The sequence below is a fragment of the Vibrio sp. SCP2 genome (genome assembly GCF_059295395.1).
Map to the genome: position 1 here is coordinate 855,445 of NZ_JCAFVV010000001.1, position 24,286 is coordinate 879,730.

25 protein-coding genes are annotated in these 24,286 nt (G+C 45.4%); 8 read left to right on the top strand and 17 right to left on the bottom strand.

Annotated features, from left to right (window positions below; all coding sequences use genetic code 11):
• Positions 1-157: 157 nt before the first annotated feature.
• Entirely contained in the window at positions 158-943 is a 786-nt protein-coding gene (locus AC5O63_RS04090; RefSeq protein WP_494504015.1) for an HAD-IIB family hydrolase, read from the top strand.
• Between the two features lie 30 nt (positions 944-973).
• Here AC5O63_RS04090 and AC5O63_RS04095 read toward each other — a convergent pair whose 3' ends face one another.
• From AC5O63_RS04095 to AC5O63_RS04135, 9 genes are all read right to left on the bottom strand, one after another.
• Positions 974-1,168, bottom strand: a complete 195-nt coding sequence (locus tag AC5O63_RS04095) for a hypothetical protein (RefSeq protein ID WP_004746483.1) — start codon at positions 1,166-1,168, stop codon at positions 974-976.
• Between the two features lie 179 nt (positions 1,169-1,347).
• Positions 1,348-1,536 (bottom strand): hypothetical protein, encoded by a 189-nt coding sequence (locus tag AC5O63_RS04100; RefSeq protein ID WP_239854211.1) that lies wholly within the window; start codon positions 1,534-1,536, stop codon positions 1,348-1,350.
• A gap of 158 nt (positions 1,537-1,694) precedes the next feature.
• Positions 1,695-2,498, bottom strand: a complete 804-nt coding sequence (gene phnE, locus AC5O63_RS04105; RefSeq protein ID WP_171320451.1) for a phosphonate ABC transporter, permease protein PhnE — start codon at positions 2,496-2,498, stop codon at positions 1,695-1,697.
• Positions 2,498-3,298: a phosphonate ABC transporter, permease protein PhnE gene (gene phnE, locus AC5O63_RS04110; protein WP_171320450.1), complete on the bottom strand. Its 801-nt coding sequence runs from the start codon at positions 3,296-3,298 to the stop codon at positions 2,498-2,500. The genes phnE (AC5O63_RS04105) and phnE (AC5O63_RS04110) overlap by 1 nt, the downstream gene beginning before the upstream one ends.
• Positions 3,286-4,071 carry a phosphonate ABC transporter ATP-binding protein gene (gene phnC / locus AC5O63_RS04115; protein ID WP_494504016.1) on the bottom strand — a complete coding sequence of 262 codons (786 nt, stop codon included), beginning with the start codon at positions 4,069-4,071 and terminating at the stop codon, positions 3,286-3,288. The genes phnE (AC5O63_RS04110) and phnC overlap by 13 nt, the downstream gene beginning before the upstream one ends.
• A gap of 114 nt (positions 4,072-4,185) precedes the next feature.
• Entirely contained in the window at positions 4,186-5,226 is a 1,041-nt protein-coding gene (gene phnD, locus AC5O63_RS04120) for a phosphate/phosphite/phosphonate ABC transporter substrate-binding protein (RefSeq protein ID WP_171320449.1), read from the bottom strand.
• A 253-nt stretch (positions 5,227-5,479) separates the two neighbouring features.
• Complete coding sequence (locus AC5O63_RS04125; protein ID WP_272787855.1) at positions 5,480-6,691, bottom strand: glycerophosphodiester phosphodiesterase family protein; 1,212 nt, start codon at positions 6,689-6,691, stop codon at positions 5,480-5,482.
• A 211-nt stretch (positions 6,692-6,902) separates the two neighbouring features.
• The gene (locus AC5O63_RS04130; RefSeq protein WP_494504017.1) at positions 6,903-8,255 is read right to left on the bottom strand and encodes a sigma-54-dependent transcriptional regulator; all 1,353 of its coding nucleotides are present in this window, start codon (positions 8,253-8,255) and stop codon (positions 6,903-6,905) included.
• Positions 8,252-10,195 (bottom strand): ATP-binding protein, encoded by a 1,944-nt coding sequence (locus tag AC5O63_RS04135; RefSeq protein WP_494504568.1) that lies wholly within the window; start codon positions 10,193-10,195, stop codon positions 8,252-8,254. The genes AC5O63_RS04130 and AC5O63_RS04135 overlap by 4 nt, the downstream gene beginning before the upstream one ends.
• Before the next feature lie 279 nt (positions 10,196-10,474).
• Between AC5O63_RS04135 and AC5O63_RS04140 the strand changes: the two genes are divergently transcribed.
• Genes AC5O63_RS04140 through AC5O63_RS04155 form a run of 4 tightly spaced genes read left to right on the top strand, consistent with a single transcriptional unit; the run spans position 10,475 to position 12,128 of the window.
• Entirely contained in the window at positions 10,475-10,723 is a 249-nt protein-coding gene (locus AC5O63_RS04140) for a hypothetical protein (protein WP_494504018.1), read from the top strand.
• A 25-nt stretch (positions 10,724-10,748) separates the two neighbouring features.
• Complete coding sequence (locus tag AC5O63_RS04145; RefSeq protein ID WP_494504019.1) at positions 10,749-11,204, top strand: GNAT family N-acetyltransferase; 456 nt, start codon at positions 10,749-10,751, stop codon at positions 11,202-11,204.
• A gap of 23 nt (positions 11,205-11,227) precedes the next feature.
• Entirely contained in the window at positions 11,228-11,740 is a 513-nt protein-coding gene (gene def / locus AC5O63_RS04150) for a peptide deformylase (RefSeq protein WP_494504020.1), read from the top strand.
• Positions 11,741-11,777: 37 nt separating this feature from the next.
• On the top strand, positions 11,778-12,128 hold the full coding sequence (locus tag AC5O63_RS04155; RefSeq protein WP_239823937.1) for a VOC family protein: 351 nt from the start codon (positions 11,778-11,780) through the stop codon (positions 12,126-12,128).
• Positions 12,129-12,206: 78 nt separating this feature from the next.
• Here AC5O63_RS04155 and AC5O63_RS04160 read toward each other — a convergent pair whose 3' ends face one another.
• Both AC5O63_RS04160 and AC5O63_RS04165 read right to left on the bottom strand, forming a co-directional pair.
• Positions 12,207-12,809, bottom strand: coding sequence for a short chain dehydrogenase (locus tag AC5O63_RS04160; RefSeq protein ID WP_494504021.1), 603 nt, complete (start codon positions 12,807-12,809; stop codon positions 12,207-12,209).
• Positions 12,806-13,795 carry a haloalkane dehalogenase gene (locus AC5O63_RS04165; RefSeq protein WP_494504022.1) on the bottom strand — a complete coding sequence of 330 codons (990 nt, stop codon included), beginning with the start codon at positions 13,793-13,795 and terminating at the stop codon, positions 12,806-12,808. Before AC5O63_RS04165 ends, AC5O63_RS04160 begins: the two co-directional genes overlap by 4 nt.
• Before the next feature lie 160 nt (positions 13,796-13,955).
• Between AC5O63_RS04165 and AC5O63_RS04170 the strand changes: the two genes are divergently transcribed.
• The 3 genes from AC5O63_RS04170 to AC5O63_RS04180 all read left to right on the top strand — a co-directional run bounded on the left by AC5O63_RS04170 (position 13,956) and on the right by AC5O63_RS04180 (position 16,850).
• Positions 13,956-14,828, top strand: coding sequence for a LysR family transcriptional regulator (locus AC5O63_RS04170; protein WP_494504023.1), 873 nt, complete (start codon positions 13,956-13,958; stop codon positions 14,826-14,828).
• 134 nt (positions 14,829-14,962) lie between these two features.
• Positions 14,963-16,555, top strand: coding sequence for a bacteriohemerythrin (locus AC5O63_RS04175; RefSeq protein WP_494504024.1), 1,593 nt, complete (start codon positions 14,963-14,965; stop codon positions 16,553-16,555).
• A 142-nt stretch (positions 16,556-16,697) separates the two neighbouring features.
• A complete protein-coding gene (locus AC5O63_RS04180; RefSeq protein ID WP_004746464.1) occupies positions 16,698-16,850 on the top strand; it encodes a hypothetical protein in 153 nt (50 codons plus the stop codon).
• Between the two features lie 69 nt (positions 16,851-16,919).
• On the opposite strand, the gene AC5O63_RS04185 is transcribed toward AC5O63_RS04180, so the two are convergent.
• The 6 genes from AC5O63_RS04185 to AC5O63_RS04210 all read right to left on the bottom strand — a co-directional run bounded on the left by AC5O63_RS04185 (position 16,920) and on the right by AC5O63_RS04210 (position 24,077).
• Positions 16,920-17,282 (bottom strand): RidA family protein, encoded by a 363-nt coding sequence (locus tag AC5O63_RS04185; protein ID WP_239854198.1) that lies wholly within the window; start codon positions 17,280-17,282, stop codon positions 16,920-16,922.
• 7 nt (positions 17,283-17,289) lie between these two features.
• Complete coding sequence (locus AC5O63_RS04190) at positions 17,290-18,321, bottom strand: lactonase family protein (RefSeq protein WP_494504025.1); 1,032 nt, start codon at positions 18,319-18,321, stop codon at positions 17,290-17,292.
• 64 nt (positions 18,322-18,385) lie between these two features.
• Positions 18,386-20,836 (bottom strand): beta-N-acetylhexosaminidase, encoded by a 2,451-nt coding sequence (locus AC5O63_RS04195; RefSeq protein ID WP_494504026.1) that lies wholly within the window; start codon positions 20,834-20,836, stop codon positions 18,386-18,388.
• Positions 20,837-20,871: 35 nt separating this feature from the next.
• Positions 20,872-21,516, bottom strand: a complete 645-nt coding sequence (locus AC5O63_RS04200; protein WP_069668829.1) for a bifunctional 4-hydroxy-2-oxoglutarate aldolase/2-dehydro-3-deoxy-phosphogluconate aldolase — start codon at positions 21,514-21,516, stop codon at positions 20,872-20,874.
• Positions 21,517-21,530: 14 nt separating this feature from the next.
• A complete protein-coding gene (locus AC5O63_RS04205; protein WP_494504027.1) occupies positions 21,531-22,493 on the bottom strand; it encodes a sugar kinase in 963 nt (320 codons plus the stop codon).
• Between the two features lie 69 nt (positions 22,494-22,562).
• On the bottom strand, positions 22,563-24,077 hold the full coding sequence (locus AC5O63_RS04210; protein ID WP_004746455.1) for a sodium:solute symporter family protein: 1,515 nt from the start codon (positions 24,075-24,077) through the stop codon (positions 22,563-22,565).
• Positions 24,078-24,286 lie beyond the last annotated feature (209 nt).

The following is a 24,286-nucleotide window of genomic DNA, read 5'->3' on the forward strand; positions in this document are numbered from 1 at the left end:
GTTGCCATTATGACAACAAGCATTTCCAATTACGACATCGGTAAAAACGGATTATCTTATCTCTCATCGGTTACTCATTAACCTAAGCAAGTTCACTGAAATACAGAGTTAATTTTCATAAGATAAACAGTTCTTTAAACAGCATTAGATAATCAATATGGAAAAGTTACTTTCAAAGGAATGGAAGTCTATCGAGTGGGTTTTGACGGATGTCGATGACACATTGACATGGCAAGGCAAACTGCCACCGGAAACACTGATTGCGCTTTCAGAGTTACAGCAACAGGGGATTAAAGTTGTCGCGGTGACTGGAGCATGTGCAGGTTGGTGCGATCATATTGCTCAGCTTTGGCCTGTCGATGCAGTACTAGGTGAGAATGGGGCTTTTACTTTGGAAAAAAGCACCAAGGGCATTTCTCTTACCAGTTCTGAACCGCTGCAAGAGATGCGTGAACAACAAAGCCAGCTAAAGCAGCAAGTAGAAGATATTCTCGCAGATTACCCACAAGTAAACTTGACCCTAGACCAAGCCTATCGCCTGTGTGAAGTCGCGATTGATATCGGCCAAAATCGAGAACCACTAAGCGCTAATATCGTAGAGCAGATAGTCGCCCATATTCACGAATTAGGCGCGCATGCGACAGCGAGTTCAATCCATATCAATGCTTGGTACGGCAATCATTCAAAACGTAACAGCGCATTTGAGTATTTAAAATCGAAAGGATTAACTGAGCAAGATGTTTTGACCAAGTGCTGCTATGTCGGTGATTCGCTTAATGACCAACAAATGTTTGAAACCTTGCCCTTGACTGTTGGGGTGCGAAACATCCAGCACTATTGGGATAGGCTGACACACAAACCCTCTCAGGTCATGACTAAGCCGGGCGGTTACGGGTTTGCCGAGTTTGCAAAACAGCTACTGGCACAAAAAGAGACGCAGTAGGGAAGCTACTACGTCTCAATTAAGGTTAGTTCACTCTTCCCCTTCGGAGATAGGCAGTCGCTTATCTTTAAGGTTGGTGTACAGGTGGGCTTGATTCCTTTCAATCATTACCATAGCAAGAAGAGGATTAAGTGCGCGCACTTCCCCTTTCATATAGGGAACTGGGATATCCCATGGGTTGTTTTGGTACAAACCCTCTTCGTCGAACTGGACAAGAAACTCCATGCTTACCTCCTAACACATCGAGCATCTTCTAAGTTTAGTCCGTAATTGAGACTTTTATTAGTAATGAGATTTCAAACAGACAACAGCCGTGTGGTCTCATGATGACCGAAATCATTAAGACAAGCGCAATACCAGTAAAATTCTCTACCGTTACTTAGACTTAACTCACTGCTAACGCATTATTTCTCTGAACTGGTGAACCGTTTATCTCGCTCATGAAAATAGAGATGAGCTTCGCGCCTATCAATCAACACAATCGCGGCAAGAGGAGTCACTGAGTGGATCTCTCCTTTTTGGTATGAAACTGGCAGATCCCACGGATTATCTTGATAGCTTCCGGTCCTATCAAACTGAACTAGAACGTCCATAGCTACCTCCAAAACGACATCAAATACTCCTTAAGTTTAGTTTCTAATTGACAACTTAGTTATTAAACAAGCCCAACCATTCTTATTGACCCCCTCTAGAACGCAAAAAGGCAGGTTCCCCTGCCTTAAAATCGAAGTTCAACTAAACGATAAACTATCTAGATCAGCTTCTTACGCACATGCACGACCAGTGCTTCAGCGAGAATAACAACAGCGAAGATACTCACTAGAACCATCGACACCTTTTGCCACTCAAACAGGTTTTGCGCGTCGTTAAGCACGACACCTATACCACCAGCGCCTACTAGCCCTAGCACAGCAGACTCGCGTACGTTGATATCCCAACGGAATAAGACAATCGAGAAAAATGCCGGCATAACTTGAGGCCAGTAGCCTTTTAGCAGAATACTCATCCAAGAGGCTCCCGTCGCTTTTAAGGCTTCGATTGTTCCCATATTCACTTCAGCAATCGCCTCTGCGAGAAGTTTACCGACAAAGCCCACACTGCGAACGGCAATCGCCATGATTCCTGCTAATACGCCTGGGCCGAACAGAGCGATAAACAGCAATGCCCATACCAGTGAGTTAACCGAACGCGAAGAAACCAAGAAGAACTGTGCAATCCAGTTTAATGTTTTGCTTGGCGTAATATTTGGTGCGTTTAGCAAGGCTAATGGAATCGCGAGAATCAGAGTGAAAAGCGTTCCAAGAGTTGCAATGTGCAAGGTTTCAATCAGGGCAGCATGAATCATTTCAGGGTAAAAACCGTAATCCAACGGAACCATGCGACTAAACATGTCACCAAACTGCGCTGGTGCGTCGTAAAGGAACTCTGGAATGATTTCTACAGTCTGCCAAGACCAAACTATCGCTGATACAAAACACAAGTAAGCGGCGAACCTTGCCAAACGCTCATTGAACGTAAAACGCTGCCACTCTCTATCAATTGAAGCGGTTGTCATTAGAAGATTCTCCTTACTACATTAGATAAGAATTCACCTACAAGAATCAGTGCAATAATGGTGATTAGAATGGCGGCAACAAAATCGTAATCAAAACGTTGGAAAGCAGAGAAAAGAGTGCCACCTAAACCGCCTGCACCAACAATGCCCACCATGGTTGAGTTACGTAGATTCGAGTCAAGTTGATAGCTAGCAAAGCCGATAAAGCGCGTAAATACCTGTGGCATTACTGCAAACAAAATCACACTCGCAAAGCTTGCCCCTGTTGCTCGAATGGCTTCAACCTGTTTAAACGATATCTCTTCAATAGCTTCAGCAAAAAGCTTGGCGATAAAACCAATCGAAGCAAACACCAAGGTCAGAATCCCCGCTAACGCGCCAAAGCCCACAGCTTTAACGAATAAGATGGCAATGATGACCGGGTGAAATGAACGGCACAGCGCGATAAAGCCACGAACGGGTGTCGAGACAATCGATGGCATCATGTTTCTCGCCGCCAAAAGACCGAGAAACAAAGAGATAACGATGCCAAAAAAACTAGAGATTATCGCTATCTGTAAACTCTCTGCTAAACCACTAAGTAGCAGATTCGAACGAGAGAAATCGGGTGGAAACATGCGAGATAGCAAGCGCTCACTTTCTCCAAAACCGATAATCAGGCGTTCAAAGCTAAGGTTGAGTGTCGAGAAGCTGTAAAACAGATAAGCAACCACTGCAACCACGCCGACTCGGCTCGCCCATGATGCTTTAAAGGGGTTCTCAACGTTTACCGAAGAAGGTGACGTGCTTAATCTAGCCATGACTCACCTCCATAGATGATCTTCAGATCTTCTTCGCTGATACCTTCTGGGCTGCCATCGTAATGCACTTTTCCGTTACACATACCAATGATGCGAGTAGCAAAACGCTTCGCCAAATTGACATCATGAATATTCACCAAAACAGGGATTTGTTTATCTTTGGCAAACGTCTCCATCAACTCCATAATCTCGACCGCTGTTTTAGGGTCGAGAGATGAGGTTGGCTCATCCGCCAATAAGATGTATGGGTCTTGCATGACTGCACGTGCAATACCGACACGTTGACGCTGACCACCAGAAAGACTATCGGCACGCTGATTGGCAAAGTCTTGCAAGCCAACGAACTCAAGAAGCTCAAATGCTTTTTGCAAATCCTGTTTCGAGTAATTTCGACGCCAAGCGTTCCATGAAGACATGTAGCCTAAACGCCCACTGAGCACATTTTCTATTACCGTTAGTCTCTCAACCAAGTTGTACTCTTGAAAAACCATCCCGATGTGACGACGCTGTTTACGTAGTGCTTGCCCCTGCAGTTTTGTCAGGTCTTCACCTTCAAACAGGATTTCACCGCTAGTCGGGTCGTTTAAGCGGTTGATGCAACGCAATAAGGTACTTTTACCTGTACCTGATGGGCCTATGATGGCAATGATGCCCGGCTGATCGATATTAATGTCGATACCTTTAAGGATTGGCTTACCTGCCACGTATTCATGAAAGAGATTATTGATCTTTATTCCGTCGTATTTTGATGCGTCACAGCTTGCTACGGCCATACTACTATTCCTTGTTTTCTTATTTTGAGCCCAAATTTAGGGTGTACGATGCCCGTGCCCTACACACTAGGCACCGTACTTTTTGACGTTATTAGAGAATTAGAAACTTTTGTTTTATTGGTTGGTGGCTTGCTTTGCTAGCTCAGCTGCTTTTTTCTTAGCGCGCTTAGCCGCATCTTTCTCAGCCAGTTTCTTCAGACCAGTTTTTGTGTAAGCCGTGCCTGTTGCATGAGCGATATCGCGGATAACTGACCAGTCTTCTTGGTAGGTAATTGGTGAGAAACGGTCTGCACCTTTAAATGCCGCACTCATCTCTGGAGTGAATCGGTAGCTAAAGAAAGCTTCGTTAATTTTCTCTACCAGTTCAGGTTTTAGGTTGTAAGCGTAGCCAAATGCAGACGTTGGGAAACGTGGACTGCGGTAGATAATTTTAAGCTCAGAGTCATCAACACGACCGGCCGCAACCATACGGTCATAAACATCTGATGCAACAGGCGCTGCATCGTAGTCACCGTTGTATACGCCTAGGATAGATTGATCGTGTTTACCTGAGTAAAGCACTTTGTAATCTTCATCTGGTACTAAGCCTTGTGCTGGGAACAAAGCACGTGGCGCTAGGTTGCCAGAGTTTGAAGAGGCCGATGTATGGGCAACTCGTTTGCCTTTCAAGTCAGCCATTTCGTTGATACCACTGTCTTTACGAACGATAGTCACTAGGTTGTAGCCTTGGAAACCTGCTTCGTCACCTTTTACCGCAATTGGCACATAACCCGCTAGGTTTACAGCGTAGCCGGTAGGGCCCGTTGAGAAACCTGCGACATGCAAACGACCAGAGCGCATGGCTTCAACCTGAGCTGAGTTAGAGTGAACAGTGTAGTAAATGACCTTTTTGCCAGTGATTTTGCTTAGGTGTGCTTGGAAATCGGCAAACGCATCTTTATACAGCGCTGGGTCTTCTACTGGTGTGTAGGTAAAAACCAAAGTGCTTGGGTCGATCCACTCGTTCGAGTCTTTTGGTGAGTCAGCCACTAGATCTTGGTTTTCATCACAATATCTTTCATCCAGTACCCCACGGTTAGCACACTCACTTGCCATCGCCATAGATGGAAGCAACAAAGAGCCAGCGATTAACAATCCTTTTACACTGTTTTTCATATTAGAACCTTACATTCACGTTATTGTTGATGTTCACCTTTGCTATTGCAGGGGACGTGCCATCTATTTTTATCCTTAATTTCAATAGTTTAAAAACAACCCAATCTGGCGACATTTAATTTGGGTCAAATGTGTCTTGTACGAGTCGCGCTATTTGGGTCATTTTTGTCTCATGGAATTTATAACTAAAAAAAGGGCTCGAAAGCCCTTCATCTTTAGTAAAAAACCTTGCTAACTTAGACAGTATCGCCGATTAGATATCCATACAGTTAGCATAGTAAGTAACTGTTGACGGCCAATCACTGAATACGCCTAGTACGCCAACATCTTTCGCCAACACATCCAACACCTTCATCATGTCGCCATCTTGGTTAATTTGCTCAGTCACGCTTTGGTAATACCAACCGCCACCTTGCGCAAGTGGGCCAGAACGCTCTAATGTCCAAGCGATAATATCGAGATCGGCTTGTTTGGCTAGCTTCGCGTATTCTGATGCAACAATCGCATTCTTATCGTCTAACTGAATCAGAGCGTATAGAGGAGGAGCAATGATCTGAACACCATCTTTAGATAGCGCTTTCATGTTCTCTAGTGTCGCTGTAAAGCCTTCTAGATTGTAAACACGATCGTCGAGGTAAACGGCTTGTTTACCAAACTCAGGTTCGTTTTTAATCCAGTATTTCACGTCATCTAGATTGAATGACTGAACATAAGCGTCTTTGGCTGTAAACCCTGCCGCTTTAAGCTCATCAATTAACTTCTGCGCGTAATTCTCTTGGCTGAAGCCCTGATAAGGCATCTCAACTTTGGCTGATTTCAACTCTGGGGTCACCTTCACGCCATGCTTTTTGAACAATGCTGCACTTTCAGCGTGGGTCATCAAAGTACCGGTTTGTGAGTACAAATCAGTACGCCAACCAGGCGTCCCATTCATGTATTCTTCAATGGTAGTGGCTTTCGGGTTTGCACCATCCATCTTACCTTTCAGGGTTTTAAACTCAGCCAAAGTAAAGTCTGAAGTACGACACTCTACTTGAGCATCCTCGCCAGTCTCAGGATTAGCTGGTTTAAACGGCACTGAACATTTCTTAGCAAGTTCAGGATGAGCAAGAACATCGGTTGTGGTGTGGAGATCGCTTTGTGAATGGCGACATACCAATTGTTTATCTTTGGTAAAAGTCACATCACATTCAAGTACACCTGCTCCCATCGCAATCGCAGCAAGGTACGACTCTTTGGTATGCTCAGGAAACTGCATTGCTGCGCCGCGGTGACCAATCGAAAAATCGCTACGATAAAATGGGCCGTCACTACAGCTTTCAAGCTTAGTTTTTAGAGGACTCTCTTCCATATCGCTAACGAGATAGAGAGGGCGTGGGCCGACCTGCGCTGGTTCGTTGCCCGCCATGGCAATTGAGCTAACACCTAACAATAGAGTGATACCACTGGTTAAGATTTGCTTCATCGGTTTCTCCTTGCAGCAAATTGTTTTATTGATTTTTAATCGACTCTGACAACAACGGTTTACATCCGCTTTACAGATTTGTTTCCGCAAGTTTAAATCAGAGTGGTTACTCTATTGCACTCTCCATGCCAAATAATTTAACCTTAAAATTCAATAATATAACTTCAGCCACACTATCACTCCGTTATATTGAGTCATTTGTGTCTATCGTTCAGTTGGTGCGATTCGCTTTAAAGCTATCTTTGTCCAATTGATGTTTTTTCATCTTTCGATATAAGGTTTTGCGCGGTAGATTTAGCCGTAGCGAGACCTCATTAATATTGCCTGCCATTTCGATGAGCGCTTCAGTAAGCACATTGCGCTCGTACTGCTCCATTTGCTGTTCAAACGCAAAGGCTTCACTACCTTGAGTCGACGGTGCCTGTAAATCAAACCCTTCGCCCACAATGCCCAATACAAATCGATCTGCGACGTTTCTTAACTCACGAACATTTCCGGGCCAGCCATGACGACACAGCTGTTGTATTTGCTCAGCATAGAGGGTCGATGGTCGCGTTTTGTATTTTTGACTGGCTTGAACCACAAAGTGCCTAAACAAAGACTGAATGTCTTCTTTGCGCTGGCGTAATGGCGGTAAATTTAGACTGGCGATATTGAGTCGATAAAACAGATCGGCTCTAAACTCACCGCGCTGACTCAGCTCCGATAAATCAGCTTTGCTTGCTGCAACCACAACAATATCAACCGGAATCAGTGTATTACCGCCAACACGTTCAATGACTCGCTCTTGTATCACTCTGAGCAACTTAATCTGAACCGCAATTGGCATGCTTTCAATCTCATCAAGAAATAGAGTGCCACCATTTGCCTGTTCAATTTTCCCGATACGCTTTTTATTCGCGCTGGTAAAAGAGCCAGCCTCATGCCCAAACAACTCACTCTCAATGATACTTTCCGTCATACCGCCACAGTTAATGGCAACAAAAGGCTTATCACGGCGTTTTGAGTAACGATGCAGGGCTCTAGCAATCACTTCTTTACCCGTTCCTGTTTCCCCATTGATGATGGTATCTACCCCAGTTCTAGCCAACGCCAACACTTGGCTTCGTACCATCTCCATTTGACTAGAAACCCCAATCACGACATTTTCAATCGGTAGCTCTGGCGTATTCGACAGCGTATCTGGGGCGTTCTGCACCTGCGTTGAAGCGAGGTTGAGCTTTTCTATCAGCTCGTCACTTTGTAGCGGCTTTTCAATAAAGTCGAACGCGCCAAGCTTCATCGCTTCTATCGCCATCGGAATATCACCATGACCACTCATCAGGATGATTTCACACGCAGGCGAACGACTTTGAATTGCATCTAGCATAGATAGGCCGTCTAATTGCGGCATACGTACATCGCATAGAACAACCTGCTTACTGTCCGGAGATAACGACTTCAAGCCCGCTTTCGGGTCGGTAAAACTGGTTACGTTAAAGCCTTCAAGCTCTAGCATCTCACTGACTGCCTCTACGACATCTAGTTCATCGTCAATGAGGGTGATTTGCTTTTCCATCGTCATGTTCTTGCGCCTTCTAAATGAACAACAAACTCACTGCCCTGTTGCGGCTGTGAGTTAACCCGAATTGAACCACCAAAATCTTTGATGATATTAAAAGCGATAGAGAGCCCTAATCCTAAGCCCTTGCCCACCTCTTTACGGGTATAAAATGGGTCGAAAATATGAGGAATATCGTCAGCAAGTATGCCTTTGCCATTGTCTTTAACCGCAATCGTAACCTCTTCTCCTACTCTAGAGACAGACACCGAAATAAGCGGCTCAGGGGTTTGTTCTACGGCATCAATTGCATTGCTGATTAAGTTAACTAACACTTGCTCTAAGCGAATCGGATTTGCTCGAACACTCTCACAAGAAGAGAGATTACAGTCGAGCACTATCGGTATCTGCTTATTGGCAAAGAGTTCTATCGCATCGTTGACGACAGGCATCACCGCTACCGAGCTCACTTTGCCATCGCTCTTGCGCGAGAAGGCTTTCAAGTGACGCGTCAGAGCCGCGACTTTACCTAGCAAGGTTTCAATTTTGTGCAGATTCTGGGTCGCTTTATCTGAACGCGCTTGCTCTAGCCACTTTTGCGCGCTGCGAGTATGACTGCTGATCGCGGTTAAAGGTTGGTTTATTTCATGAGTAATTCCAACACTCAATTGCCCTAGCGCGGCGAGCTTGCCAGCTTGAACCAGCTCATCTTGAGTGACGCGAAGTTTCTCCTCAGCCAGCCTACGCTCTTCGACTTCGGCTTCCAGTTTTTGATTGGTTTTTTTCACTACTTTTGCAGTGGCTTGGAATACTTGTAGAGACTTCGCCATTTGGGTTATTTCATCCTGCCCTTTTAACTCGATATCGGTATCCAAGTGCCCTGTTGAGATGGCAAACATGTCGTCTCTAAGGTTAAGCAGGCGCTCCAAAATATTCTTGCGTACGTAGAACCACGCGATCCCTGCTGCGGCAAATAGACTAAACACCGATAGAGCAAGCGAGAAGGTGCGGTTTGAAGCTAACGAGGCTTGTACATGGGCAATCGACGAATCAATTTCTAAGTTAACGTTTGACGTATTTCGCTCTATTTGAACGGAGAGTTGATGCAGGTATTTACGGCTGTTTTCAAGTAAGAATTCCTGCTGATAGTAGTGCTCCAACGCTTGATTCTTGAGCTGAACTAAACGGCTTGAACGAGAGGCAAGAGTGTAGATAACCGAGAGCTTTTCATCGAGCGCAGGCAAAGATTCAGCGAGCCCACTTTCGAGCCACAAGCTAAACCAATCTTGTCCCAATTGCTCTAGACGATAGGTTGTGTAATCCAACTCGTTGAAGCTGCCATCGTTATAAAGTTTCTCAACCAAACCTAATTGATAGAACAACAACGCCTTAAGCTGGCTGTACTGAAGACGAGACTTTTGCTCCGCAGGTAAGCTATCAAGCTCTTCACTCACTTGCTGTAAGAGGGGATAAAAACCTTCCAGCAGGTTGCGTAACTCTTTGTTGAGCTGCCGCGATTCTTCACCGCTTTGATAGAGTAAACTCAGGCTGTTACTCACCTGCATAATCAAGTCTTTAAAGTAAGCATGGTACTCAGGAAAATGGGCAAGAACTTGGTTCATCTCTTCTATGCTGTCTTCAATACGAACCATGGCATTGCGCCTTTCAAGGTTCGAATCGGCTGAGACCAGCTGAGACGAGTCCGTGATTACCAAACGCACCATGTCGTTTAGCCTAGCCGCCTGCTCAAGGGCAGGGATCTCTTTTTCCTTGAGCTCAAGCAACGCGCTTTCTAGCTTGTCATAAGTGGTCGAACTAAAAAGGGCAAGCAGTAACGTCGTCATCGATAGCATTGCCAGAGCGAGACCCAGTCGCACTTCGATGCCCCGCCACTTAAACTTGGCGCGATGCGTTTTTTTCGTCATTGGTTCGGTATCAGAAACCGACGAGCCTCTACCAAGCATCTGATTCACAAAGATATTCCCACTAGCTAAATGTCTGGCTTTTTTAGAGCACAAACACCATTAACAAAGCATATAAAACATCACTACATTTTATTAATAAAGCTATCTGTATCAGATTTGTGGAATAGACGAAGAGAAATTTTGTGAAAGTAAGGGGGAAAGCGGGTGAAGCTCTTCTAATTTAATTATGCAACCAAGCACTCAACTATCGGTTACGAACAATGAAATAGTGTTCCAGTTGGTTAGAATATTTTCTAACTTTCGGCACAGGAACTCGGCATGCGTAAACTAAAAATAGATACCTATTCGCTTGAACATGGCCACATAGAAGACAGTGTATCTGTCCCTTTTTTTGCAGCCAAAACTGTCGCCAAGTTGATGCCGAAGAAGTTGGCAGAAAAATTTGATGAGAACGGAGACCAACTGCAACAGCTCATTGATGCCATCTCTACAGCCAAACACGAGGGTGTGCTTATGGAATTTCAAGATCCTGAAAATAGCCAAAGAATAGTTTTTTCTGTAAGTTAGTGAGCCGAACATGAAGGAGGCCGAAATGCAACTAGACTACAGAACAGCAGTTATGAGTGACTTGGAGCATCTTGTATCACTACTTGCCAACGACGTATTAGGTAATAAAAGAGAAGACCCTTCCCTGCCTTTGAACAATGCCTACATCGATGCTTTCGAGGCAATTGATGCAGACCCAAACAACCTTCTACTGGTGGTAGAGAAACAAAACCAACTTGTCGGCATGCTACAACTAACGTTTATTCCTTATCTCACTCATATTGGTAGTTGGCGTTGCCTTATTGAAGGTGTTCGAATCCATGAAACATACCGAGGTTTGGGCTTCGGAGAACGTATGTTCGAACATGCTATAGAGCTTGCGAGAAAAAAAGGTTGTAGCATGGTTCAACTCACCAGTGACAAGCTTCGTCCAGACGCAATCAGGTTCTACGAGCAATTAGGCTTTATAGCAAGTCATGAAGGTTTTAAACTAACCCTATGATTTAATTTAGTAAGAATGAAGAAATGGCTGTATTAGATATTCTCACTGCCCCAGATCCGCGCCTCAAGATAACCGCTGAGAAAGTCACGGACATCGCGTCAATACAAACTCTAATCGACGATATGCTCGAAACCCTGTATGCGGCTGACAACGGGATTGGTTTGGCTTCTACACAGGTAGGTCGTAAAGAGGCGGTGGTGATCATTGACCTTTCAGATAACAGAGATGAGCCACTAATCCTAGTTAACCCGGAAGTCGTCAGTGGTGAAAACAAAGCCTTTGGTCAAGAGGGATGCCTGTCTGTGCCAGATTACTACGCTGAAGTTGAACGTTTTACTTCAGTGGTTGTGTCCGCGCTAGATCGAGAGGGAAATCCGATCACAGTTGAAAGTGATGAGTTCCTAGCCATTGTGATGCAGCACGAAATAGACCACCTCTCTGGTAATTTATTTATCGACTACCTGTCGCCCCTGAAACGCCAAATGGCAATGAAGAAAGTAAAGAAATACGTTAAAAGCCAAGCTAAGGCTCGCTGAGTTGAAACCAACAAAGTCTGATAAGGAAATCACACTGATGAAAATGAACACAATGCGTATTCCGTGTAAATCTGTTGAAGAATCCGAACAGTTTTACACCCACAAACTGGGATTACATAAGGTCTTTGGCAGCGCAAATGACGGATTTGTTGGCTATCAGTTAGACAATGTTCAGTTATTGCTCGAAGTGGAAGAAATCGGAGAATTTGAGTGTGGTCGATTCTTGGGTTTTAGCTTAGAAGTTGATGACATACACAGCTTCTTTGAAACATTGATTCAGCGCGATGTCAGGTTTACCGGGCCTCCTGAACCGCAGTTTTGGGGCGGCTTAATGACTCATATTATTGATTGCAATAACAATACATTCTCAATAGTCCAAACGGTATAGGTTCTATTGTTTTAATCAATGTGACCCCAAAACGCCCAACAGACATACCATCTGTTGGGCGTTTTGCATTTGTTAATACTAGTGAGCTAAAACAGCATCAAAAATTTGCCCGTTGTCATTCCCTTCAATACTTTGTTGATAGAATCTAGCCACTTCACTTGCAGGAATTCCTGTGCTGCTATCAACACCCCATTGCTCTAAAGTCTCTTTAACCACAGCAGGGCTGACCGCATTGATACGCTTGCCCTCTTCAAGCTCTAAGGCAGCAACACCGACAAACGCATTAATACCAGCTACACCAATAGAAATCGCCGCTGTCCCCGCCATCGGGTAGTTGGCAGCCTGACCAGAAGTTAAGGTAATAGAACCTCCCTCTTTCAAATATTCCAGACCAATACGAACGAGGTTAACTTGCCCCATTAGCTTGCCCTTCAGAACCTCCGCATAGCCTGAGCTTGGCATGTCTGCGATGCTGCCCATTTCACCGTTACCCGCCATAGAAACAATCGCATCTACCTGACCAACTTGCTCAAACAAAGCTCTAATCGACGCTTGGTCTTCAATGTCGACGGTAACCTCTCCACGGCTATGCCCAACCGCTATCACTTGATGATTCTGACTCAGTTGGTTAACGACGGCTTGCCCAATGACGCCATTTGCTCCAATTGCTAATACTTTCATGCTGTTACCTTCTCTTGTTTATATTGTGTTTGCTCTAACCAATCGACCATTTTGTTGGCTAGCTGGACAGATTGATCTTCTTGTAAAAAGTGGGATGCGTTGTTTATCGTGATATGTGGTTGACCCGAAGCGCCAGGGAAATTGTTCTGGAATTTCTCGTCGTAACCTTGCCCTGCAAGGAATGGGTCTTGATCGCTAAATAGCGTCAACACAGGCTTGCGCCATTGCTTAAGTTTTTTCCAATCCTTATTCACTTCATCAAGTTCAGCGGCAACAATTTCAGGCATTTTTCGTGGTGCTGCATAGAACTCAGGTGACGGGAACGGTGCATCGTAGGCACGCATTTCTTCACTATTCAGCTCTTTGGTCGTCAATATTTGGATAACTTTGCCAATCTCTAGTTGTTCGCTATGTCTGAAGTATCCAGCCCAATTGCCGTAGTTGATCTTGTTTGCCAATTTATCGAGCGTCGCTTTACCTGCCGCAGCAGCCATTACCTTCAACACTTTTGGCACCATAAACTTTTCTAAGCCGTTCATCTCAGCGAGAGCAGTATTGGCTACCACCAAACGATCTAGCCATTGAGGTTCATTCGCTAAAGCGCGTAAGCCAATCATTCCACCCCAATCCTGCATAAATGCCGCACCGTGGCGAACACCAGTTTGACGAATAAAACTTGTCATCCAACGAACATGATTTGCGTAGGTGTGCACATCACTTGTCGCTGGCTTATCAGACTTACCAAAGCCAATTAGGTCAGGGACAATGACGCGATACCCTGCCTTCACGAGCACAGGCACCATATGGCGATAGAGGTAGCTCCACGAAGGCTGACCATGAAGCAGAAAAATAACCTGAGCGTCCTTTTCGCCCTCATCAATGAAGTGCATTTGCATTCCCTCAACCTCGATATAGTTGGGGGAAAATGGGTAGTCAGGTAGATCGACAAATGCGCTATCTGGGGTCGTTAAAATCTGGAAAGTCATAGTCTCACTCCTAAATGTTCAAAATAGTTGGTCATCTTCTGCCAGTACGAGCAAACCGCTTGGTTAAGCTGAGTATTTTCTGGCGATGGTGTTACTTTAAAAGAGAAACATGAACGAAAAAAGCATAGCTTTTAGACCACAACGGTCATATTATTAGACCATGATTGCCTTAGAACATTTGCACGTTGTTAACGTGATTCATCAGGAAGGTAGCTTTCGCCAAGCAAGCGAGAAGCTATTTAAAGCACGTAGCGCGGTGTCTTATTCCGTTAAGCAGGTTGAAGATCACTATCAAATAGAGATTTTTGATCGTGACACTTACCGCCCGACTCTTACCAGAGAAGGCAAAGTTCTGCTGCAAAAAATCCAGCGGTTGCTCGATGCCGCCAACGAGTTCGACCTTTTCGCCCGTCAGATGAACAGTGAAGTCGAAAGTGAACTCAAAATCAGTATTAGTGCGATCTTCCCGATCGGCAAAGTAACCGAGCTGCTTAAACACATTAAGCAATCCTACCCAGAAACTGTGATTCATCTAGACATAGAAACCGCCTCAGGCGAGCGTATGTTGTTGGATGATAAAGTGGATATCGGTATTTATGCCGTAAGAGAGCTAAACCAAGAGTTGGTGGAGTATCAGCGCATTGATAACCTGAGCTTGCCCGTATTCATTTCAGACCAGTTTCCTTTGGCTAAGCTAGACCAAATCAAACAGAGTGATTTGTATGAATACCCGCAAGTCGTGGTTAAATCATCCTACAAGTCAAACCCTGACTCGGGTATCGTCAAGCAAGCCTTACAGTGGTATGTCTCTGATCACCAAACAAAAAAGTCGCTGATTAAAAGTGGCTTAGGTTGGGGACGACTCGCCACACATGAAATCGAGTGTGAGTTAGGGCTTATCCCTGTTCCAATTTTCGAACCACTCAACGTACCCATTTACGTTGCGCGCAAGAAAACCACAGCGCTTGGCCCTGTCGGTCAGTTAGTGTGGGACTATTTTCAAGTTACCTTCCATGAGCTAAACGAAGACTAAAGAGAGTAACTTAGAAAACTAGCCCTTTAGACTTAATTTTAATCAATTTAATGTCTGATTTCGGTAGGTCATTCCGTAACTATCGCCTAAATTTAATGAAGTGAGCAACAGATTTCCGGCCAAGGAGTTGGCGTATGTTCAGATCATTATTTTCTAGCCTAAATAGACTCTCTTCGATGCAGTGGTCACTGCTGCTAACCTTGCTTATTCTTCCCATTGCTGTTGAGCTCGTCATTGAACAATCATGGTTGTGGCTTGCACTCTTGCTGCTGTATCACTTGGTGGTTGTTTCTACGATTACTTCTATGGCAGGTTTATTAGCCCAACTTAAGCGAGCCGCTGTCCATCTTTCAGAAGGCGACCTTACGGTAAGGATTGATACTAGAGATTCCCTCAATACACCGTTATTACGCATCTTCAACCGAATAGGTGAAGACATATCTCGAACTGTACACGCACTTCGCAAATCAACGGCTCGTTTAGTCGAAGTGGCGGCTACCGTACAAGAAGATTCGAGCCTCTCCAAAACGGGGGCGCTCGGGCAAAAACAAGATGTCGATAACGCCAAAGAGATCATCAGCCAGCTCTCTGAAATCACGCAAAACGTTTCTAACTACTGTGAATCAACCGCAACGCTGGCTAATCAAGCCAAATCCAAAGCAGATCAGGGCACCCATGACATGGTTGCCTTAGAAGCAGCGCTCGATAATGCCAATCAGCATATTGAAAACTCCAATGAACACTTTCAGTCATTGATGGAAGAAACCGCGCAGATTAGCCAAGTGATGGAGACCATTAGTGGCATCGCAGAACAAACTAACTTGCTTGCGCTTAATGCAGCGATCGAGAGCGCCCGAGCAGGTGAACAAGGCCGCGGGTTTGCCGTCGTCGCCGATGAAGTCCGTTCTTTGTCAAAAAGAACTCAAGAAGCAACAGAAGAGATTCGCAATAAGATAACCAATCTTCAAGCCAAGACTGATGACGTGTTGGAAACCATGCAAGAAAACAAATCCAGCATGCAACGCTCATTAGAAATCGCATCTACGGCAGAGCACACATTCAAAGAGCTTAATCTACAAATCGATGAAGTACGTACTTACGGTCAACACATTGCTCAATCCTCTGAGCAGCAACTAGGTCAAACTCAAAGCTTGCAAGATAGCCTAGCGCTTATTGCTTCAGAGTCCGATAACAATGTTCGATCTACGCAGGAAACCCTGATCGCCAGTATTACGGTGCGTAACTTGTCTGGGGAGATTGATTCCTTACTCCATCGCTTTGCTACCGACGAAAATCAAATAGAAGCCGATGAAGCTAAGCGAGAAAAACTGATGGAATGGAACGCACAGCTCGACATTGGTTTAGACGAGATTAATCGCCAACATCGCGCCCTACTCCATCTCATAAACGAGCTCTATTACCTGCTTAAACATAATTATGGCCTGTCTTCGATCAAGCGAGTGGTTCAGGGTTTGATTGACTACACGGCTAACCACTTTGCCTATGAAGAAGTTTTGTTCGAACAAATCGACTACGAGCAAACCAGTCATCATGTGGAGGCGCATCAACAGTTGGTAAAAGAGGTCTTGGAATTTCAAAGTCGCGTAGAAAGGGGGGAAGACATCGGCGATGAGTTGATGACATTTCTCAAAAACTGGCTTAAAAACCATATTATGAAGGAAGATAAAGCTTACGTAGACTCATTTAAAAACAACAATTTAAACTAATAAGCGTAGTCAAATTGTAAGCTCACACTACAAGTAATTTATTTGATTGTGACGACAAAAAACCTGATTAGTTGTCAGGAGCAATTGCTGTTTAAATCCGCGCCGAGAGATTAATTCTATCCATTAACTTCAAGGTGTTTCCATGTTTGCAATTGATGATGTTGTTGTCGCAACAAAAGGCGTTGATTTCGGTAAGATGGTGGTTGTTGGTCTAAGCAGCGGCGGCTTCTACGTTCGAGTAACGGTAGATGGTATGACACTGACTTACCCAGCTCGCGATCTGCAAAAAGCGTAATCACGCAGCAAGTACACGATCAAAAAAGGTAGCGATTTCGCTACCTTTTACGTTTCTGCTCAGCAAATGCTACTGATATTTTTCACCCGCAGCCGCGACAAACGCCATCTCAACCAATAGGTTAGGATCTGCAAGTTCGACTTTAACGCAGGCGCGACTTGGTGCCGTGCCTTCCACAAACCAGTTATCCCACACTTCATTCAAAGAATCGAAGTTAGCAAAGTCAGTCACGTAGATAGTGACCGACAAAATACGCGTTTTATCGCTATCGACGCTTGCTAGCATCTGCTCAGCTTGATCAAAAATCTGCTGTACTTGCCCTTTAATATCTGCGGAGGTATCCGTTTCAGCCACTTCGACAAAGTGAGCAATGCCATTAAATACCGTTACATCTGACCAACGTTTTGTAGGGTTAATACGGTGAATTGTCATACTGTTCTCAATCGTTATTTTGTTCAATTACGCAGACAGGTGCACCAACTTGGCACTGGTATCCTGTTGCGACTAAGGCTCCCGTCTTCCAATCACGACGAAAGCTAGCAAGGTTATTGGAATGCTGATTGGCGACGACTACCCACTCGCCACAAGCGCTAATCGTAAAATCACGCGGAAAATCACCGCCACAATCGGTTAAGCCAAGCCATTGCGCTGTAGGTTGCGAAACATCAAAGCAGCTCAACACGTTCTGCTGTCGACATGACACATAAATAAACCTCTCGTCTTGCGACAACTTAATCGCGGACGCGGCTTCTCCTTTCTCCCCATTTGGGATTAAGTCTGACTGCTGTGACACTTGCCAGCCAGCGTCTGTTTTAGTCAGCACAACCAAGGTTTCGCTTAACTCACACACAGCATAAGCTTTATCTTCAGAGCGATTGAACACCAAATGGCGAGGCCCAGATCCAGGTGTTAAAGCTAGCGTTTGTTGCAAGAGAAATTGGTTTTGCTCAATGTGATAGAAGCGGATGGCATCGCTGCCTAAATCCACGCTTACCAACGCTTTTTCCGTGCGCTGAAACACGACTTGGTGCGCATGCGGGGACGCTTGTCTATCAAGATTGGGGCCTTTACCCTCTTCAAACAGCGTCGTCACTAGCTCTCTTGGTACACCATCATCGCCAAGAGCAAACACGTTGACATCACCGGAGCCATAGTTGGCAACGGCTAGGTATTGGTTATTCTCACAAACGTCTAAATGACAAGGATAGTCGCCTAAAATGGGCAGCGCGTGATTGATGCCCCCTTGCATACAGACAAGTTGTGCGCCGTCTTGCTGAGCAACTTCTGAAAAACTATATAGGGCTTGGCGGGTTTGTTTGAGGTAAGAAGGATTACGTAGAGGGTAGAAATCGTCGAGGAGAGTCAGTTCACCCGTCTGTGGGTTTAAACTGACTTGAGCAATGCCTTGGCTCTGACTCGGGGAATCCGTGTAGGTTCCGATGAAAAACCGTAAGTGACCGCTTACTTGCATTGTAATACTTCCAAATAAAAAGGATTTTGCCGCTCGGAGATCCTCGCGGCAATTGGTTTAACCATTATTTACTCAGAGTTTTAAGTAAGCTCTCAGTTGGTTTAACAATGGCGACAATCGTTTCATCAATGATGATGGCATTTTGATCAATCAATGCTTGATACTCTGCCGCATCCGCTGCGCGAACTTGGTGACCTTGCTTAGCCGTTTCAATTAACGTTAAGGCTAAGTCTGCTACTCGCACACTTGCCTCTGCCACTGCAACCGTATCAACTGACGCGACATTCGCTGCAAAGATTGGCTTAGCCTGAGTGGCTGCAAATTTCACCGCTTGATAATGGCCTTGCAATGTATCCAGAGCGGCTTTATCACCCTTAGCAAACGCCTCAACCAAATCATTCATCTGATATACCGCCAAGCTTTCTACCGGTAGCGCATCAGCGAAGCGATTTAAGCGTTCATATTGGTTGTAAAGATCGCCTTTGTTCGGCGTTGATATCCACTTCTCCCAGTGACGCGCATAATACTGCGCAGGTTCAATGTACTTAGAAAGTGTTTGCAAAGGCATCACATCCGCACCATTTGCGAGGCGCTTAAGCATCATATTGGCGTCAGCGTGATGACGTAAGCCAACGGAGACTTCAGACCACGTATCCATCACATTCATACGACGATACATGCTGCGCTCATCAGTAAGCTCTTGGCTAGACCACAAACGCTCAGCAATCGCGTAGCTACGCGGCCACAAACGCTGCTCGATAGTCATTGAGTCAAGGTTTTCACCCCAAATGGTAATTTCACCACCCAAGATGAGTTTCTGTTCATCTTTGGTTAGTTCAGCAGGGTAGCCGCCGTTTGGCTGAGGAATAACAGACCCCTTGATTGAACTTCCTGCCACTAGCTCACCTGTCGCAGGCCAGCGAACGTTACCGATAAGCTGATAACTACTTGGCTTAAGCTTGCCACCAGCAAACTCATAGTTGAACTCGGTGAAGGACATAAAGTTGTCGAAATGACCGCGGAACACTTTGCCCGGCACATATTCAAGAATATGAACTTCTTGGCGAGACTTGCCATTGTAATCGGTAAACGCGCGGTACGTACCATCTTTTGCTTCGATGATGGTCAGATTACCTTTACGTGGGCCGCCCTTATTGCGCGGTTTAACCCAGTCGTAAGTTGCGAATCGCTCACCACTATGCAATTTATCGTCAACGGTAATACCTGCTGGCATTGGGTCATTGCGGTAGTGGTAGCTTGTCGGTTGCGGCTGGTCTAGGTAGTAACCCGTTGAAAGTACCCCTTGATACCCTTCTTTAGCGGCACGACCAATACTGTCGTGGCCACGCCAACTTTGGATAACAATGGAAGTTGGCAAGTCTTTATGCCAGATCTCATCCCAACCAGACATTTTCTTACCACGCTGCTCAAGCATCTTTTCCACTTTCGTGTTGAGATAAGATTGCAGGCCACGTTCACCGTCTAGGTTATTGTCAGCAATGAACTTCTGAATGTTCGGATTTTCTTTCCACTGCTTGTAGTTCGGCTCGTCGCCGCCAATATGGAAGTACTCATCAGGGAACAGCTCCACTACCTCATCAAAGACACTTTCGAGCATGGTGTACAGTTCAGGGTTGGTTGGATCCATCAGCGGCTCAAACACGCCCCAGCCACGCTGCTGAGGGTAAGCTTGCTCGCCGACACCAGACATCAATTCTGGATAAGCATGAGCAACCGCTGAAGCATGCCCTGGTAAAGAGATTTCAGGAATAACACGAATGCCAAGATTACGCGCGTAGTTCACCACATAACGAATCTCGTCTTTGGTGTAGTAGTCACCGTCTGCCGTTTCAGACCAGAGTTTAGTGTAGTTATCTAGCTGAATACGAATCGCTTGGTCATCCCAAATGTGCCAGTGGAAGACGTTCATCTTCGCCGATGCCATCGCATCAAGCTGACGTAAAATCACGTCGAACTCAATAAAGTGACGTGACGTATCATATGAAACACCACGCCATTTAAAGCGTGGCTCATCTTCAATCGACACTTCTGGCACATGATAGCCCTTAGCATCCGTTGTCACTAACTGGAGGAAGGTTTCTAAGCCATGTAGCGCACCATATGGGCGCTCAGAGCGGATAACAATTTGACCATTCTTGGCATCCAGTTGGTAAGACTCATCACTCTCGATGCCTTGTACTTGGCTTTTTGGTGCCTTGCGAATATCAATCACCAAGGTTGCGTCTTCCTCAGACTCAGCTTGCCAATGAAGCATAGGTAAACCGGTTTGACGATAAAGCCTTTCCATCGTGCGTTTAACATTGAATTGCACACGCTCAGAGTCATAACCTTTTACATAGATACTAAAATCTTTGTCGAGCGCAATTTGCCCTTTCCCCAGTTCGACTTCCTGAGGGTAAGGCATAAGATTAAGATCAGTATTAGGAGCCATTGCCATCGCTGTTTGCCCCGCCATTAAGCCTGAAATAAGTAGTGCTAACGTTGCTTTGTTCATCCGTGTCATCCCAAATTTACTAATGTTCGATTCAATTACGCAACATGCGCAACCGCTTCTTGGACAAGCTTCGCGATCTCATCCCATTGTTCGTTCTCAATCAGTGTTGGAGCCACCATCCAAGTACCACCACAGCAAATCACTCGGTCAATCGCTAGATAGTCATTGATATTGTGTTTACCGATACCACCAGTTGGCATGAATGACACATCAACGTATGGAGCAAGCAGAGACTTGACCATGCTAATGCCGCCAGATGCTTCAGCAGGGAAGAACTTTAGGAAGGTTAAACCAAGCTCTAGTGCTTGCTCGACTTGGCTTGGGTTATTGACTCCAGGAACAACAGGCATGCCGATCTCTTGGCAGCGACGAACCGTGTTTGGATTAAGACCAGGAGCAACCACGAATTCACTTCCTGCTTCTTTCGCTAGATCAATTTGCTCTGACGTTAGTACGGTTCCCGCTCCAATGCACATTTCAGGATACGCTTCGCGCATTGCGCGGATTGCGTCTGCTGCCGCTTCAGTACGGAAGGTCACTTCAGCGACGGGTAAGCCATTTTCAACCAAAACTTTGGCTAGAGGGACTGCATGTTCAACCTTGTTGATTTGGATAACAGGGACAACTTTGAACTGCTGTAGCTTATTGATAATTTCTTGAGATGTAGCTTGTAGAGACATAATAGTTTCCGATTCTATTTCTGGTCTTTTGACCCAATAATAAGTTCACTCATCGCGCTGACAGGAATAATCGCGCCTGAGTATTGAATAACGGTTGAAGCTAATTGATGGCCTAATAGCGCTGAGGCACTGGCACTTTTGCCGGTAAGGCGCGCGGCAAGATAACCTGCGGCGAACGAGTCCCCTGCGGCGCATGTGTCGACGACCTTGCTCACTTTACTTGCCGCAACGTAACGCTCTTCTATGCCTTGCTCACTAGTGGTGATGATTTTACAAGGCTCGCAACCACGCTTAATCACCACTTCTTTGCAGCCAAGGTGGAGACATCTCGCTTGCACCGACTCTTCACTGCCCCAGACAATGTGATCATCATCTTCTGTAATCAAAGCAATAGCGACGCAAGGTAGAAGTTTTGCGTACCAATGTTGCGCTTGCTCTGTTGACCAAAGTTGCGGGCGGTAGTTGTTATCGAATATCACCTTTCCACCTTGAAGTGAGAAGGTATTAACGGCGTCGAGTAAACGTTGACGTGAATCGTCGTCTAGAATGGCAAGGCTGATACCGCTTAGGTACACCGCATCTAGCACCTTATCAGCCAGTGCAGCTTCAAGCTTGGTTTGGCTTTCGCTATTAAAGTAAAACTTGGCTGCGGCATCACTGCGCCAATAGTGGAAGTGACGCTCACCAGTCTCATCCGTTTCAACCATGTATAGGCCGGGCAGTTTGTTCTCAATGCGCTCGACCAACTCAGTTTGAATGCCTTCATGATGCCAGCTTTCCAACATACTCTGAGACAATTCATCGTGACCAAGCCCCATCGCATAGTGCACAGAGACATTTTGATCTTGAGTTAAACGAGACAGGTAAAGCGCCGTATTGAGCGTGTCACCGCCGAATTTTTTACTCAGTGGAGACCCACTGATTTCGACCATACACTCGCCAAAAAAAGCAATGTTAAAATTAGAAGATGCCGACATAACACACCTTAATCTTGAAAAGTAAAAAAACAGTGGCTCTGCTAGGCAGAGCCAAAGTTGTGGAGAAAACTAGCTAGTTTGAGTGGCAGGACGTTGTGAAGATTTGTCTTCTTCTAAGACGCCTGAGTCAGACAATTCCATTTCCATCAGAGCACGCTCATCATCAAGGATTGCTCTTGCCATTTCAGGGCTGACTTGGTTAGCAGGAGTACATAGGCTCACTACGACACCCGCTGCCAGTGCGAACAAACAAGATGGAATCACTGGGTTGCCCCAGAAGGCTGTGTAATCCGCGTTGAGCATAACAGTGAATGAAGCCACTGAAGCACCAGCAAGTGTTGCGATAGCACCTTGCCAGTTGTAACGCTTCCAGAAGCGACCTAGCATTCCGCACACGAACATGCCTGACATAACAGTAGAAATCATCTTAGTGATGTAGCCAATGATGTCGTTTGAAGTCAGAGCAAACAGTAGAGCAAAGCCGATAACCACAACAAGCGCTAGGCGAGAGTAGTTGAGCATAGATTCTTTGTTTGGCACACGACCTGTGAACATAACGTAAACATCACGCAGTAGAATCGACACACCCGCAATCGCATCAGAGCTTGCACTCGACATGGTTGCTGACAGACCCGCAATCAGAACAATCATACCGATACCTACTGGCAATACAGTTGCAGCAATGTATGGGAACGAGAAGTTAGGGTTGTCTAGTGTTGGGTCAATCGCATGTGCAGCCATACCAATGATTGCAGGGATGATTGAGAAGAATAGATACAGCACGCCAGAGCCAATGAACGAACGGCGAATTGTAGATACATCCTTACCTGAGTAGATACGTTGGCGGAATGAAGGCGTCGCAAGTACACCAACACCAATCACAACCGCTAAAGATACCGCCGGAATGATGCCTAGTTTTTCAATCGCTAGGAAGCTCGTTGCGGCTGGGTCCATAGCTGCGTATAGGTTGTCCATACCACCGATATGTTGAACCGATAGAACCGCCATCAGAATGAAGCCAACAAATAGAATGATAGCTTGAATCGTATCCGTCCAAACAACCGCAGTGTAACCACCAATCACAACATAGATAGTGAACGCCGCAGCAATGATGATTTTCGCTAGGTTAAGGTCGATATCAGCGATCCAAGCGAGGTACATACCACCGCCAAGAATATGCGCGCCTAGCCAACCGATTGAAGCGATAAAGATGAGCAAGCCAACTACGTTTTTAACGATGCGATTTGCACCCACATAGTAAGCAAGCTCTTCACTCATGGTCATAAAGTTCAGTTTACGAACCGGAGCAAACCATAACGCAAGAAGCAAGATACCAATGGCACCACCGATGCCATAAAGCGCCCCAGCCCAGCCGTTAGCATAACCAAAGCCGACCGCGCCCATACTTGAGCCCGTACCGACCATAGTCGCGACGGTTGTACCTAATACAAGAAACAGAGGTAAGCCACGGCCACCTAATAGAAAATCTTCCCCCGACTTTTGGTTGCGCGAAACAAACCATCCAAGCCAGATCAGAAATACTACATATGCGCCGAAGCCAGTAAGAAAAAGTGTACTATTCATTGGACACCTCTCAATGTCAAAATCCATCTTTCAGATTAATATAATTCCTGCAGCTGTATTATCTCGTCTATTTAAGACAACAATTAAATATAAAATCTACTTATATTTAATTAATATTTATGTTGCTATGCAATTAAGAATTATATTTGTAGGGATGAGAGCACCGAAACAATATTAACAGAGAACGAAATTATTCCGGCACTCTTAAT